Below are 14051 nucleotides of genomic sequence, written 5' to 3' on the forward strand. Positions count from 1 at the left end.
GGGCAAACTTTCAAAACCTTTCGTACCGACAGGGTATCCTCAAACTGGATTCGCCCTCGGTAAAAACTGACTCACCCACCCCGCTCTCACATCTCACATCCAAGGAAGGTGTCCTATTTGATCATAAGTTAGACCAGCAAAAAAGTCAAGGAAAGGCAAGAATGGGCTTTTTTTTATGCCATTTACACTGTTTCCGGCTCCAGCACTACATTAATTAGAATACCGGCGTCATCTGCGCTCAATTCCACGATACTGCCCTCCGGTACTTCGCCTTTAACAATTTTCTTGCTAAGCTCGGTTTCGATGAACTTACTAATGAGTCTTTTCAGCGGGCGGGCCCCAAAGTTCGGGTCATAGCCTTTTTGGGCCAGCAGGGCGAGAGCTTTGTCGTCCCAAGAGAGAGTAATGTTAAGTTGCTTTTTGAGCCGTTTATTAAGATTTTTGAGCATGATGGCGGCGATGTCAGCCACTTGTTGGCTGGTGAGAGCGTTGAATACAATGATGTCGTCAATACGGTTCAAGAATTCAGGCCGGAAGTGACGTTTCATCATGTCCATCACGCGTTCTTTGGCTACTTTGAAGTCGTTATTGAGAATTTCGTGCGACCCTATGTTGGAGGTCATAATGATGACTGTGTTTTTAAAATCGACAGTGCGTCCCTTACCGTCGGTGAGACGCCCATCGTCCAGAATCTGCAGCAAAACATTGAAAACATCGTTATGGGCTTTTTCTACCTCATCAAGCAGAATAACGCTGTAGGGACGACGGCGAACGGCTTCGGTCAGTTGACCGCCTTCGTCATAGCCTACATAGCCGGGCGGAGCGCCAATGAGGCGGGACACAGTGTGTTTCTCCATATACTCGCTCATATCAATACGGATCATGCTGCGTTCATCGTCGAAAAGCACTTCGGCCAGCGTTTTGGCCAGCTCGGTTTTACCCACACCGGTAGGCCCGAGAAAGATGAAGGATCCAATAGGACGGTTGGGGTCTTTGATACCGGCCCGCGCCCGGATAATAGCCTCGCTTATGGCAACAACAGCAGCATCTTGACCAACCACCCGTTCATGAAGGATGGATTCCAGGTGCATGAGTTTTTCCCGTTCACCGGTAAGCAAGCGGGTAACCGGAATTCCTGTCCAGCGGCTGACAATTTTGGCAATGTCATCTTCATCGACTTCTTCTTTTAGCATAACCTTATGGGAACGTTTTTGGGCCAACAGTTCTTCTTCATTCTTGAGCCGCTGCTGCAATTCAGGCATACGGCCGTATTTCAGCTCAGCCAGACGATTAAGATCATAGCTGCGTTCAGCGGCTTCCATCTCAGTGCGTACGGTTTCAATTTCTTTTTTGAGATTGCGCAGACGCACTATCCCTTGTTTTTCCATTTGCCATTGGGCTTTCAGCGAATCGGCCTGTTGTTTGAGGTTGGCCAGTTCTTCCCGGATGCGGCTGAGTTTTTCCTGAGAAGACGGGTCAGTTTCTTTCTTTAAAGCTTGTTCTTCAATTTCCAGTTGCATGACCCGGCGCAAAGACTCATCCAGTTCACTGGGCATAGAGTCAATTTCGGTGCGGAGTTTGGCTGCCGCCTCATCGACAAGGTCAATGGCTTTGTCCGGGAGGAAGCGGTCGGAAATATAGCGGTCAGACAAAACAGCGGCTGCCACCAGCGCGGCATCTTTGATTTTTACACCATGATGCACTTCATACCGTTCTCTCAGACCCCGCAGGATGGAGATGGTGTCTTCCACACCCGGCTGGTCCACCATGACCGGCTGGAAGCGGCGCTCCAAGGCGGCGTCTTTTTCGATATGTTTGCGGTATTCGTTAAGGGTGGTAGCACCGATGCAGCGAAGTTCACCCCGGGCAAGCATGGGTTTTAAGATATTGCCTGCATCCATGGCGCCTTCGGCAGCGCCTGCCCCCACAACGGTGTGCAGTTCGTCAATGAACAGGATAATCCGGCCTTCCGATTTGGTGATTTCGGCCAATACATTTTTCAGGCGTTCTTCAAACTCACCCCGATACTTGGCGCCGGCCACCATGGCCCCAAGGTCAAGCGAATAAACGGTTTTGTTTTTAAGCCCTTCCGGCACATCGCCTGTCAAAATACGGCGGGCTAATCCTTCAACAATAGCTGTTTTACCGACACCGGGCTCACCGATCAAAACAGGGTTGTTTTTGGTGCGGCGGGACAGAATTTCCACTACGCGGCGAATTTCTTCATCCCGCCCGATAACAGGGTCCAGTTTGCCCTGGCGGGCCAGCTCGGTAAGGTCGCGGCCATATTTGCTCAGTGCTTGCATGCTTTCTTCAGGATTGTCGGAAGTCACATGGCGGCCGCCGCGAAAATCTTGAATGATTTGGAGAATACGGCTTTTAGCCAGACCGAAGTCCCGGCAGGCAGCGACTACATCACTGTCGCCGTCTTCCACAATGGCCAGCAGCAGGTGCTCAACACTGACATATTCATCCTTCATGGATGACGCCTGTTTCTCAGCCAACGCCAGCACCCTGACCATGGCGGTGTTCATTCTAAGAGCGCTGTCTTGGCCTCGGACCGAAGGAATATTTTTCAAAAGTTGCTCCAGTCTGGCCTGAAGCGCTTGGTATTGAATATTAAGCTGCGCCAAGATATACGCAACAATGCCCTCATTGTCTTTAACCAGAGCTAACAAGAGATGGCGGGTGGTTAGTTCTTGATGATAATGTATGGCTGCCAACTGCTGGGCTTCCTGAATAGCCGCCGCAGCTTTTTGGGTGAATTTATCCTGGGTCATACGTGATTACCTCCTGTCATTATGATTTTATCTTACCGTCGTCGCAAGTCCTGAATTTTACGGTATAATTCCAGTTCGTCTTGGGAAAGGTTTTGGGGGATGTCGATACGGACGGTAAAGTACAGATCGCCGAAAGCGTTGCCGCCTTTGGGCAATCCTTTATTTTTCAGGCGCAGGCGTTGGCCGGAGTGAATGCCGGGCTGAATTTTTAACTGAACGGATCCGTGGGGAGTGGGGACTTGCATTTTATCACCCAACACGGCTTGTTCCGGGTAAAGGAAGAGTTCAGCTTCCAAATCGCTGCCGTTGATTTGCCAGGTCGGATGGGCAGCGACGCGGATATGAAGATAAAGATCCCCGGCAGGACCGTTGCCGTATCCTTTGCCGCCTAAACCTTTTAAGCGCAGGGTTGCTCCCGGGTGAATCCCCGGAGGGACTTTTACTTTGACCGTTTTGGTGTCTTCAATGATTCCCGTGCCTCCACACGAGCGGCAAAGACCTTGCCGGGTAAACCGCTGACCTTGGCAGGCGTCGCACAGGTTAGGAGCAGAGAGATACATTTCTTTTTCTACACCATGAATCAGTTCATCCACGGTCAGACTGATTTCGGCATCCACATCTTCGCCTTGGTAATCCGTCTTGCGCGTCCGTTCACCGGCTCGGCGGCTGCGGGCAAAATCCTGGCCGAACAGGCTGGAAAAAAAGTCACTAAAACCAAAGCCGCCAAGATCAAAGTCAGACGGAGACTGGTAAGTGTAAGTAAAGCCGCCGCTGCCAGCGGGATCAAAGGTAAAATCATCGCCGGCCTTCCAGTTCATGCCCAGTTTATCGTATTTTGCCCGCTTGTCGGGATCACCCAGTACTTCATAGGCTTCGTTAATAAGTTTAAACTTTTCTTCCGCCTCGGCTTTGGCCTCCCCCTTATGAAGGTCGGGGTGATGCTTGCGGGCCAACTGCCGGTACGCTTGCTTAATTTCTTTTTCGGTTGCCGTTTTGGGAACACCGAGTACTTGGTAATAGTCAATGTATTTCATCGCTTTCATCACCCCTTTTCCTGGCTGTTAATTGCTCGTTTGCTACTATTTATTATTATTCGTATTCGGCGTCAATAACATCCTCATTGCGCTTGTTGGAACCGGCTTGGCGGCCGGGCTTCGGCTCCGCTTCTCCTGCTTGATATTGACTGGCTTGACTGTAGGCTTGCTCCAGTTCATCCTTGGCTTGACGCAGTTTGGTTATGTCAGCGTCTTCCTGGATAAGCTTTTTGGCTGCATCTACGGCAGCCTGCAAGCGGCCGCTGATATGCGCCGGCAATGCGGCGCCCTTTTCTGTGACAAAATTGTGGGCCTGGTAGGCCAGAGAGTCCAGTTCATTTTTCAATTCGGCATACTGACGGCGTTTTTTGTCTTCCTCGGCATACCGTTTAGCGTCTGCCACCATACGATCAATCTCAGACTTATCCAGATTACTGGAACCGCTGATGGTGATAGACTGTTCTTTGTTGGTCGCTTTGTCTTTGGCGCTGACAGTAAGAATACCGTTGGCGTCAATGTCAAAAGTCACTTCGATTTGCGGCACACCGCGCGGCGCCAACGGAATACCGGTCAGTTTGAACCGGCCAAGCGTGCGGTTATCGGCAGCCATTTCCCGTTCGCCCTGCAGGACATGGATTTCCACTTCAGATTGATTGTCTTCCGCGGTGCTGAAAACTTGGCTGCGGCGGGCCGGTATGGTAGTATTGCGCTCAGTGATCTTGGTCATTACTCCTCCCAAGGTTTCCACACCAAGCGACAGGGGCGTAACATCTAACAGCACCACATCTTTCAATTCACCGCTTAGAACGCCGCCCTGAATGGCAGCACCAACAGCCACAACCTCATCCGGGTTGACACTTTGATTAGGCTCTTTGCCAGTCATGGCTTTGACCAGCCGCTGTACCGCCGGTATACGGGTAGAGCCGCCGACTAAAATAACCTCGTCAATATCTTTCGCCGACAATTTGGCATCAGCTAATGCTTTTTCCACCGGTATGCGGCAGCGTTCCACCAGGTTACGGGTTAAGTCGTCAAATTTTGCCCGGGTCAGTTTGGCTTCCAGGTGTTTGGGGCCGCTGGTATCGGCAGTAATAAACGGCAGATTAACTGTTGTTTCCATAACGGCTGATAGCTCAATTTTGGCCTTTTCGGCCGCTTCGGTCAGACGTTGCAGCGCTTGCTTATCGCTAAGTAAGTCAATACCGTAATTTTTCTTAAAGTCAGCGGCCAGCCAGTCGACGATCGCTTTGTCAAAATCGTCGCCGCCTAAATGGGTATCGCCGTTGGTGGCTTTGACCTCAAACACGCCGTCGCCGACTTCCAGGATGGATACGTCGAAAGTACCGCCCCCCAGGTCAAAAACCAGAATGGTTTCATTCTTTTTCTTGTCTAAGCCATAAGCAAGCGCGGCTGCCGTAGGCTCGTTAATAATTCTCAGCACATTCAGCCCGGCAATCCGTCCGGCGTCTTTGGTGGCCTGACGCTGGGCATCATTGAAGTAGGCGGGAACGGTGATGACAGCATCGGTGATTTTTTCCCCCAGATATTTGCCGGCATCTTCCACCAGTTTCCGGAGTACTTGGGCTGAAATTTCTTCAGGAGCATATTGTTTATTATCCACAATAAATTTCACGGTGTCTTCCGGACCTTGCACTACTTTATAAGGAACCAGTTTCTTTTCGGCACTAACCTCATTATACCGGCGGCCGATAAAGCGTTTCACTGAATAAAAGGTTTTCGAAGGATTTAAAACAGCCTGCCGTTTGGCCAACTGTCCGACAAGGCGCTCGCTATCGCGAAATGCCACGACAGACGGGGTTGTTCTACCTCCTTCGGCATTGGTTATAACTGTTGGCCGCTCACCTTCCAACACGGCAATAACCGAATTTGTAGTACCTAAGTCAATACCAACTACTTTTCCCATGATTCGCGCCTCCTCTGTATAATAAATTTAAACTGTCCGCTAGGGAAGTGTTGTTCTTTAACTACATCTTAGCAGAAAAAGGTTATTCATTGAAAAGCGGCAAAAATACCAAAGAAGACTGATTATAACTGATTTATCCATTTATTATAAAGTAGGTGCGTAAGACATAGTTAATCTAACTTTTTTTGACTTTTTGACCTTTTTTGACTTATAGCAAAACATGGGGCCTGGTAAAAATACAGCCTCATGTTCTCTGTATGAAGCAGCCTGATAAATTAGTACAATACTCAAACCTGCACCAATCGGGATAAAATTAAAGGAAACAGTAATTATTATACAGAGTGAAACATCTGATAATACATGCCTTGTTTATTGATCAACTCTGTATGACTGCCTGCCTCTACGATCTCACCGCCGCTTATTACCATAATTTTATCGGCGTCACGGATGGTATTTAATCTATGGGCAATGACGAAGGTAGTGCGTCCCTTCATCATTTTTAACAGTGCGTCTTGTATATAAACTTCAGTACGGGTGTCAATGCTGCTGGTAGCTTCATCCAAGATGAGGATGGACGGCTCAGTTAAAATAACCCGGGCAATAGCCAAAAGCTGTCTTTGGCCTTGGCTGAGATTTCCGCCATTTTCCGACAACATAGTATCGTATTGCTTAGGCAGGCGTTTAATGAAGCCGGCGGCATTAGCCAGTGCTGCCGCGGCTGCCACTTCCTCGTCAGTGGCTTCTGGTTTTCCGTATTTAATATTTTCTTTAATGGTACCGGAAAACAAATAGGTATCCTGAAGCACTATTCCAAAGCACCTTCGTAAACTATCCCTGGTATAGTCCCTGATATCTCTGCCATCAATTAAAATCCTGCCGCTTGTCACGTCATAGAAGCGCGCCAGCAGATTTACAATAGTGGTCTTCCCCGCCCCAGTAGGTCCTACAAGGGCGGTACAGCTGCCTGCCCGCGCCTCAAAGCTTATATTGTTTATTATTGGTACATCAGCACGATAACCAAAGCTGACATTTTGGAAAACCACATGACCTGTTGGATTTTCCAATACTGCTTTATCCGGAGAATCGGCAGCCTCTTCCTCTTCGTCAAGCACCTCAAAGACGCGCTCAGCGCCTGCCACGCCTGACTGCAAAACGTTAAAGATATTTGCCAAATCATTCATAGGCCTCACGAACTGCCGGGAATAACTTAAAAAGCTGGCAATCACCCCCACAGTGGCAATCCCTTTTACCGCTAAAATACCGCCAACAATGGCAATGGCCGCAAAGCCGATATTATTAATTACATTCATGATCGGCATAAGAAACCCTGACCAAATTTGCGCCTTGATCCCTACCTCACACAACTTAAGATTTACGTCATTGAATTCGGCAATTACCTTATTCTCATGGCTAAAGGCTTTAATAACCTCGAGGCCTGAGATGGTTTCTTCAACATGAGCATTTAACTGGCCAAGCTGATTTTGCTGTTCTTTAAACAGCACGCCGGTTTTTTGAGTAATTGTGCGGGAAAGCAGCATTACCAGCGGCACTGTAATCAGACTTGCCAAGGTAAGAACAGGACTTAACACCATCATCATTACAAAAGACCCGATAAGGGCAATTGAGCCGGACATTAGCTGGGTAACTGACTGGGATATCGTATTACTTACATTATCTACATCATTAGACAGTCTACTCATCATTTCGCCATGAGCATGAGTATCAAAATATACTAACGGGAGTTTTTGCAGCTTGGCAAATAAAGCAGACCTTAAACCCTTGACAATCCTTTGCGCCACGCCGGTCATAAGCCAGCCCTGGAGAAAATTCAATAATCCGTCAGTAATATAGGTGGCGGTAAGTACCAGCAGCAACACTTCCAGCAGGGCAAAGTTCACTGTCCTGCCGGCAGCAGACATAGCATCAATGGAAACACCGATTAGATACGGGGCTAACAGCAGAAGCGCCGCATCAACCAAAATCACGGCAAAGACAATGGTTAACAGCCTTTTTTCCAGACGAATGTACAGCCATAATCTTCGCAAGGTAGCACGAAAATTTTTAGGTTTGACAACAGGGCCCTTTAGGCCGCGACCACCCAAAGTACCGCCAGCCCGCCCCGGCCCTCCGGGCAGCAAATTACGGTAGTAATTTTGTTTCTCGTGATTTTGATTATTTTGCTGAGACATAGTTACTGCCGCTCCTTGCCCAACTGTGATTGGAGTATTTCATTATAAACCTGACAATTCTTGATAAGTTCCTCATGGTTACCCATACCGACAATTTCTCCGCCATCCATAACCGCGATTTTATCAGCATCCATGACTGTGATTAGCCGCTGGGATATGATAATACAAGTTAATGCCGCCCGATACTTTTTTAAGGATTCTTTTATCCTGGCTTCAGTCGCAACATCTACAGCGCTTGTACAATCATCAAGAATCAAAATTTCCGGATTTCTTACCAAGGCCCTGGCAATGGATATCCGCTGCTTTTGTCCTCCTGACAAGTTAACGCCGCCCTGCCCTAATTTGGTTTTATATCCTTCAGGGAAGGACTTAATAAATTCGTGGGCCTCAGCCAGCCTGGCCGCTCGTTCAACTTCTTCGAGGGTTGCATTCTCCTTCCCCCACCTGATGTTTTCCAATATGGTTCCCGTAAACAGCATTGTTTTCTGGGGAACGATCGCTATTTTTTCCCGAAGCGTTCGGGGATTAATGTCCTTAACATCCTCTCCCCCTACTTTAACACAGCCGGCACTAACATCATAAAACCGTGGTATTAGCCCTACCAAAGTGCTTTTCCCTGAACCTGTCGAACCGATAATCCCAACAGTTTGCCCAGGCATACAGGTTAGGCTGATATCTTTCAAAACAGGTTCCAGCCCCTCATAAGAAAAAGAGACATGGACAAAATCAATTCTTCCGTTACTGTTTGCCGCATTCCCCTCACTGCCCCGCCACGTCATGGTGTTTTCCTGCAGGAACACCTCGCCGATCCGCTGGGCTGAAACCTTTGCTCTTGCAAACATATTAAACATCATAGATATAATCACAAGAGAAAAGAGAATTTGCGTCATATAATTTATAAAAGCAATAATTTGCCCTGCTTGTATTTGACCTTTGCTAACCCCTAGTCCGCCTAACCAAAGTACCGCCACGATCCCAAGGTTCATGGTCAACATAATGCTCGGAACAAAGACCGCCATCCTCCTCATGGCCGCAATCGACCAGCCCTGAAGTTCTTCATTAGCCTTCTCAAATTTATCAACCTCATAACAGAACCTGTTATACGCCTTTACAACCCTGACCCCGGCCAGATATTCCCGCATTACGCTATTTACCCGGTCAAGAGCGGTTTGAACTTTCATAAACAACGGAAACCCCAGTTTCATGTTAATGGCTATTAACACGCCAATAACAGGAACGACAATGGCCAGCACAACGGTTAACCCGGGATTTAGACTAGTCGCCATAATCAGACTTCCTATGCACAACAGCGGGGCTTTTAAGGAAATTCTCATTAATCCGTTTGCCAGTATTTGTACTTGCGTAACATCATTAGTCAGTCTTGTTACCAGTGAAGCTCTGTCTAGATTATCAATATTTGCAAATGACAGACTTTGTATTTTTTCGTATAACTCTGACCTTAAATCCGCCCCTAACCGCTGGGATACGGTACTGGACATGATATTACGCGCTGTTGCCGCAAGGGCTCCTAAGGCCGTAATGCAGAGCATTAAAACTCCCATATGCATTACAAGATCCATTTGTCTGCCGGCAACTCCCTCATCGATAATCCTCGACATAATCGTTGGTTGCAAAAGATCGCATATTGCTTCCAAGGTTACAAAAGCTACGGCCGCCCCAAACTGTGTCCAGTATTTTTGTCCGTATTTATATAAAAACTGCATTTTTTCGCGCTCCTTTAATTTACAAAAAACACAGAGTTTACTATCTATAGTCATTATAAACTATATGTAAAGAATTAATAAGTAAACAGCATCATACAAATATTAAAGAGCCTGCAATCCTCAATAGATTGCAGGCTCTTTAAAGTCCCTGAGATAGCACTCCACCAAAATAAGTATTTCGATGGCAGGTTCCGGGCCTATTAGACCCAGACCCAGCCTGGAGAAACCGAGCAATTTTCCCAGACTTCGGCGATAACTCCTTTGACAAAGACCCATTTGCTCAAAAGTCTTCGGTACTCGTAGTTATCGCGCCTCTACTCTGCAATGTGTGGTTAGTTTTATAGTTATAATCTTGGTTAATCGCCTTGTTGTACTGACTCTATCTCACGAGATGTCGTATGGCCATTGACAAGCCAAATGCCACCTAGAATTAGCGCCATCCCCACAACGGTATTCCAATATAGTGATTCTTTAAGAAAAATCACTCCTGCCAGCACGCCAATAATTGGAATAATCAACACTGAAATAGACGCCTTCCCGGCCTCAGTGGTTGATAAAATATACGTCCAGAGGAAATAAGCCAGCGCCGAGGCAAGTACGCCGTTATACACCAGACACCCTACTGCATACCAACCCCACTGTATAGTGCCATGCCCAAATAAAGTTGAATAAATTGACAATACGATAGCCCCCACCACCATCTGCCAGGTTGTATATTGCAAAATATCACAGTGCTGCAATTTTAGTTTGACAAGAATACTCGAAAACGCCCACGCAACGGCGCCTGTGAGTGTCAAAACAATTGCCCACCAGGCACCGCCGCCACTTACGTTTAATAACGCAACCAGTCCACCCATGCCCATGGCGACACCAGCCATTTTCCGCCTGGTCAATTTTTCGCCTAGTAAAAAATGCGCCATTATTGCCACCCAAAAGGGCATACTGTAAGATAAAACCGAAGAAAATCCAGCACTTAAAAACTGCATCCCAACTTGAACGGCGGTGTTAAAAAATGCAGTTTGCAGAATACCGCCTAGGATAATCCACTTCCAATCCTCACGTCGCGGAATAGGTATTTTTTTTAAATAGGTCAAACTAAGCAATACACCCGACCCTAAAATAAAACGATACGTCGTAAATAACACAGGTGGGAAGACCTGATTGGCCTGCTTCATCACCACCCAATTAAGCCCCCAAATTAAACATAGAAGCGCTATTGCCCCATTCATAATTACACCTTCAATTATTTTTTCATTTTGCCGGCTGAAACCCTGTTCGGCAAGAGTATGCAGTTTTCTTCTTCGACTTCATATGCTCCTATTTCCGGTAATTATTCCCAATGTTTCGCCAACTATCCCCGGGACTGGCAGGACAAATTCTAAAAGCGGCTGGTGGGTTAACACCAGCCGCTTTTAGAATTTGTCGCCCTTTTTCGACAACAGAGCCATAATTTGTTTTATGATTTCGGGAACCCAGCGAGCGTATAGCAACACCGTCTCGGCCATCCTCTCGAATTTGTCCGAGGTTTCAGTCAGGTTGCTCTCAAGGTAGCTGGCCAACGAACTGACCGGCTCAGCGGTCGTTTTTATGGCGACGATAGCATCGTTAGTGTTACTTAAAATTTCCGGCAAAAGGTCGATGGATTTATCCATGGAGCTGCGCCAGCCGTCCAGGATGGCGGCAACAGTCCGGGTAACAGCCAGTATGGCCCGGAGCGTGACTATAAGATAACAGCCGGCTACCAGTGCTAGACAAAACAAAATAACTAGTCCCAGGTCATACAATGAAATATACATCAGCCGACCTCCTTCCGGCTTATTTATTTTCCGGCGCCGGTTTTGCCGCTTCCGGGGCTTGTCCGCTGTCACCTGCCCTGGACTTGAGGCTGGCCTTGACTTCGTCAATTTTTACCTTAGCCTTCCCTAGCACTTCTTTGGTGGCTTTGGCCAGGTCTTCCCGCGTTTCTTTGCCGGCTTTCGGCGCAAAAAGGGCTCCGGCCGCTACCCCGACTATCGCGCCAATTGCCGCGCCTGCGGCGACTTTTTTCAAGGCCTCCTTTTTTTCTGATTTTTTCCGCTGATTTTTGAGCTTTTCCAGTACATTAGAAATCGCCATGACTGTGCACCTCCATCAGCATATTTCGCAAATTTTTCAGACCTTTGTCATATTATGTAATTGTAAGAAAATTATAAGGTATAAAAGAAAAAATAGCAAGAAAAAATAATCAGATATGTCCCTTCATTTCTCCAATGCCTATCGGTCACTTGCTGTCTTTAGCCGTTGAGAAATACAACCTCTGGCTAGTAGTAGTGGCTTCACTCTTTGACGGACATATCCATCCCTCTGGCGTTATGGTCGGCCGCGCTCCTTGCCCAAGTAATTGCCGGGAACATTGTCAGTATGAGCAGCACCAACAGCAGGCTCTTGCTTATATATACTTGCACTCTTTTCATCACTTTTTCACCCCGTAATTGTATTTTTTATTAAACATATCATCAATAGTTCGCTGGCAGTGCTTTAAACATTATGCTGATTTGGGCCGGAGTCCCTGCGCTGTTATCGTTCGTGTCTGCCGGACGGCGCTGGCCTTGGTCAAGTAATACAAACCCTTGCCTTTTCATGATCTGTTTAACTTTATCGGCGTCAACCCCCCAGTTTATCCCCCACAGCCACTGTTCTATTCCTTTCGTTTCGGCACTACCTGTATCTTTTGGGGTTTGCGCAGTCATGCTCCCAAAAGTCAACCAACCTTCCAGGAAATTTTCACATACCTTTTTGATGTAATTAGCGGGCCAACCGGCGTCTTGCGGCTCCCCCGCCGGCTTGCAGCCAATAATCCGGTTAGTATCATCCAACCAAATCTGCTCAACCACCGCGCATTTGCCGCTAGCCGGGATGGCTTGCACCCGGCATAGGACCGCCCTGATATTCGCCGGCGCCTCCTGCCGTCCACTGTCGAGCGGGTGCTCTCTTTGCAGCTTTTCCTGCGCCTCGGGGCCAAGCTCAAGCCGCACCCACAGCTTATTAGCGCTGGTTGCAGATGTGTTTTTCAGGCCATAGAAGATAATATCCTGCTCTTCGCCTAAATAGGTTACGGCCTCACCTAGCAGCGAGTATCCCTCCAAGCATTCTTGCCCTACCGGCGTATTGGGGGCACTGCCATTGGCAAAAGTAAGCGCTGGCGCCGACAACAAGATCGCTGTTAATATCAACACTAGTATCCGCATCCCGGCATAATTCAACCTATTTTGGATCATACCATTACCCCCTCACTTGTAAACTAGTTGATGTCTCTGACTCAGCTCGGCAGATTGGCATGATGCTGCCATGTCATTTTAATGTCGTAAACGCCAAACAAGATAAAAGGTAACGCCCCGCTTTAATAAAAAACACCTGGCTGGAAGTTAGCAGTCCGCGTTACCTTTTACCGCGCCTTCCGATAAATCAGCGCGCAGATGGTGTTTTTCCGGCGCCTTGAGCACTGCCGCTGCTGTCATCCTGATCATCGGACTCAATCTGCTGCCGCTGGGGCAACAACAAGGGCCCGTTGCGCCACCTCCGCTTACGGCATCCCACCGGCAGGACGTCCCCCAGTCCAAGCCGGCTACCGAAATGTCGCCGGCAGTTTCCCAGCCATCCCCAGTTGAAATGCCTAAACAAACAGATACTCCGCCTGCCACAAAAGAGCAGCCCCCGACCGATGGACAGCAGCAGTCACGGCAGGCGTCTGTTCAAACACCACCGGTCAAACCGTCACCCCCGCCAACCTCCCCCCAAGAAAATTCCGCTATACAAGAAGAACCACCTAGACCGGCGCAACCGCCGCAAATAGCCTTATCAAAGTCAGCCGCTTTTGCGCCTGATCTTATCCTTGCCGCGCCAAAATCCGATCAACCAGCAATACGCCCGCTTAAAATACCGGGACAAAAGCCTGACACAGTGGCTTTTGACCAGAAAAACGGCGCATTGCGCCAAGTATATTACCAAGGAACCATGCAGGAAATAACGATCACTCAGCGGTTATAATAATCGATTTTGGGTAAACTCATACCATTTAGCTAAAACTGCCGGCAAAACAGAAAAACCCCGACGAGACTTTCGTACCGGTAAGCAACAGCCATAAAGCCGGTGATGCAAAGCCGTTAACCGCAAAATTGGGATCATGCACCAGCGCCCCGTTTTTGACCGCGCCGGTCGCGTTACCTACCCAAAAATAGAGAGCCGTCACACCGATAAAACTGCTGACCGCAAAGTTTACTCCGATAGTAACCCATAAAACGACCAGACCGGCAAATTCAGTATAGAATAACATCTTGTCAAAACCTCTTTTTAATCGACCAAATGCTCAAAAACGCCAATAAAATGCCCAATAGAAAATACGAATATCCAGTCAGTCATAC

At 47.9% G+C, this 14051-nt stretch carries 13 protein-coding genes and 1 riboswitch; of the genes, 1 reads left to right on the forward strand and 12 read right to left on the reverse strand.

Features of this window, described 5'->3' with window-relative positions; genetic code table 11:
- Window positions 1-182: 182 nt before the first annotated feature.
- From clpB to SCACP_RS18700, 11 genes are all read right to left on the reverse strand, one after another.
- Entirely contained in the window at window positions 183-2780 is a 2598-nt protein-coding gene (gene clpB / locus SCACP_RS18650) for an ATP-dependent chaperone ClpB (RefSeq protein ID WP_425059004.1), read from the reverse strand.
- Window positions 2781-2812: 32 nt separating this feature from the next.
- Window positions 2813-3814 carry a DnaJ C-terminal domain-containing protein gene (locus tag SCACP_RS18655; RefSeq protein WP_425059005.1) on the reverse strand — a complete coding sequence of 334 codons (1002 nt, stop codon included), beginning with the start codon at window positions 3812-3814 and terminating at the stop codon, window positions 2813-2815.
- A gap of 55 nt (window positions 3815-3869) precedes the next feature.
- The gene (dnaK, locus tag SCACP_RS18660; protein WP_425059006.1) at window positions 3870-5738 is read right to left on the reverse strand and encodes a molecular chaperone DnaK; all 1869 of its coding nucleotides are present in this window, start codon (window positions 5736-5738) and stop codon (window positions 3870-3872) included.
- Window positions 5739-6070: 332 nt separating this feature from the next.
- Window positions 6071-7927 (reverse strand): ABC transporter ATP-binding protein, encoded by a 1857-nt coding sequence (locus SCACP_RS18665; protein ID WP_425059007.1) that lies wholly within the window; start codon window positions 7925-7927, stop codon window positions 6071-6073.
- Window positions 7928-7929: 2 nt separating this feature from the next.
- The gene (locus SCACP_RS18670; protein ID WP_425059008.1) at window positions 7930-9651 is read right to left on the reverse strand and encodes an ABC transporter ATP-binding protein; all 1722 of its coding nucleotides are present in this window, start codon (window positions 9649-9651) and stop codon (window positions 7930-7932) included.
- A 146-nt stretch (window positions 9652-9797) separates the two neighbouring features.
- A riboswitch (Lysine riboswitch) is annotated at window positions 9798-9976 on the reverse strand.
- A 31-nt stretch (window positions 9977-10007) separates the two neighbouring features.
- A complete protein-coding gene (locus SCACP_RS18675) occupies window positions 10008-10880 on the reverse strand; it encodes a DMT family transporter (protein ID WP_425059009.1) in 873 nt (290 codons plus the stop codon).
- A 183-nt stretch (window positions 10881-11063) separates the two neighbouring features.
- The gene (locus SCACP_RS18680; protein ID WP_425059010.1) at window positions 11064-11447 is read right to left on the reverse strand and encodes a hypothetical protein; all 384 of its coding nucleotides are present in this window, start codon (window positions 11445-11447) and stop codon (window positions 11064-11066) included.
- A 19-nt stretch (window positions 11448-11466) separates the two neighbouring features.
- Window positions 11467-11766: a YtxH domain-containing protein gene (locus SCACP_RS18685; protein ID WP_425059011.1), complete on the reverse strand. Its 300-nt coding sequence runs from the start codon at window positions 11764-11766 to the stop codon at window positions 11467-11469.
- Between the two features lie 200 nt (window positions 11767-11966).
- Window positions 11967-12104, reverse strand: coding sequence for a hypothetical protein (locus tag SCACP_RS18690; RefSeq protein ID WP_425059012.1), 138 nt, complete (start codon window positions 12102-12104; stop codon window positions 11967-11969).
- Window positions 12105-12146: 42 nt separating this feature from the next.
- Entirely contained in the window at window positions 12147-12908 is a 762-nt protein-coding gene (locus SCACP_RS18695; RefSeq protein ID WP_425059013.1) for a hypothetical protein, read from the reverse strand.
- Between the two features lie 147 nt (window positions 12909-13055).
- Complete coding sequence (locus SCACP_RS18700; protein WP_425059014.1) at window positions 13056-13331, reverse strand: hypothetical protein; 276 nt, start codon at window positions 13329-13331, stop codon at window positions 13056-13058.
- Between SCACP_RS18700 and SCACP_RS18705 the strand changes: the two genes are divergently transcribed.
- Window positions 13300-13677: a hypothetical protein gene (locus SCACP_RS18705; RefSeq protein ID WP_425059015.1), complete on the forward strand. Its 378-nt coding sequence runs from the start codon at window positions 13300-13302 to the stop codon at window positions 13675-13677. The two genes, SCACP_RS18700 and SCACP_RS18705, sit on opposite strands and share 32 nt — an antisense overlap.
- Window positions 13678-13705: 28 nt before the next feature.
- Here SCACP_RS18705 and SCACP_RS18710 read toward each other — a convergent pair whose 3' ends face one another.
- Window positions 13706-13963, reverse strand: coding sequence for a hypothetical protein (locus SCACP_RS18710; protein ID WP_425059016.1), 258 nt, complete (start codon window positions 13961-13963; stop codon window positions 13706-13708).
- Window positions 13964-14051 lie beyond the last annotated feature (88 nt).

It is taken from the genome of Sporomusaceae bacterium ACPt (assembly GCA_041428575.1).
Taxonomy (GTDB): Bacteria; Bacillota; Negativicutes; order Sporomusales; family Sporomusaceae; genus Sporomusa_D; species Sporomusa_D carbonis.

Bases quoted from the DNA above. Each gene is read 5' to 3' on its own strand.
- SCACP_RS18680 (WP_425059010.1), bottom strand. From the start codon at position 11,447: ATGTATATTTCATTGTATGACCTGGGACTAGTTATTTTGTTTTGTCTA.
- SCACP_RS18675 (WP_425059009.1), bottom strand. From the start codon at position 10,880: ATGAATGGGGCAATAGCGCTTCTATGTTTAATTTGGGGGCTTAATTGG.
- dnaK (WP_425059006.1), bottom strand. From the start codon at position 5,738: ATGGGAAAAGTAGTTGGTATTGACTTAGGTACTACAAATTCGGTTATT.
- SCACP_RS18670 (WP_425059008.1), bottom strand. From the start codon at position 9,651: ATGCAGTTTTTATATAAATACGGACAAAAATACTGGACACAGTTTGGG.
- SCACP_RS18665 (WP_425059007.1), bottom strand. From the start codon at position 7,927: ATGTCTCAGCAAAATAATCAAAATCACGAGAAACAAAATTACTACCGT.
- clpB (WP_425059004.1), bottom strand. From the start codon at position 2,780: ATGACCCAGGATAAATTCACCCAAAAAGCTGCGGCGGCTATTCAGGAA.
- SCACP_RS18655 (WP_425059005.1), bottom strand. From the start codon at position 3,814: ATGAAATACATTGACTATTACCAAGTACTCGGTGTTCCCAAAACGGCA.
- SCACP_RS18695 (WP_425059013.1), bottom strand. From the start codon at position 12,908: ATGATCCAAAATAGGTTGAATTATGCCGGGATGCGGATACTAGTGTTG.
- SCACP_RS18710 (WP_425059016.1), bottom strand. From the start codon at position 13,963: ATGTTATTCTATACTGAATTTGCCGGTCTGGTCGTTTTATGGGTTACT.
- SCACP_RS18705 (WP_425059015.1), top strand. From the start codon at position 13,300: ATGCCTAAACAAACAGATACTCCGCCTGCCACAAAAGAGCAGCCCCCG.
- SCACP_RS18685 (WP_425059011.1), bottom strand. From the start codon at position 11,766: ATGGCGATTTCTAATGTACTGGAAAAGCTCAAAAATCAGCGGAAAAAA.
- SCACP_RS18690 (WP_425059012.1), bottom strand. From the start codon at position 12,104: ATGAAAAGAGTGCAAGTATATATAAGCAAGAGCCTGCTGTTGGTGCTG.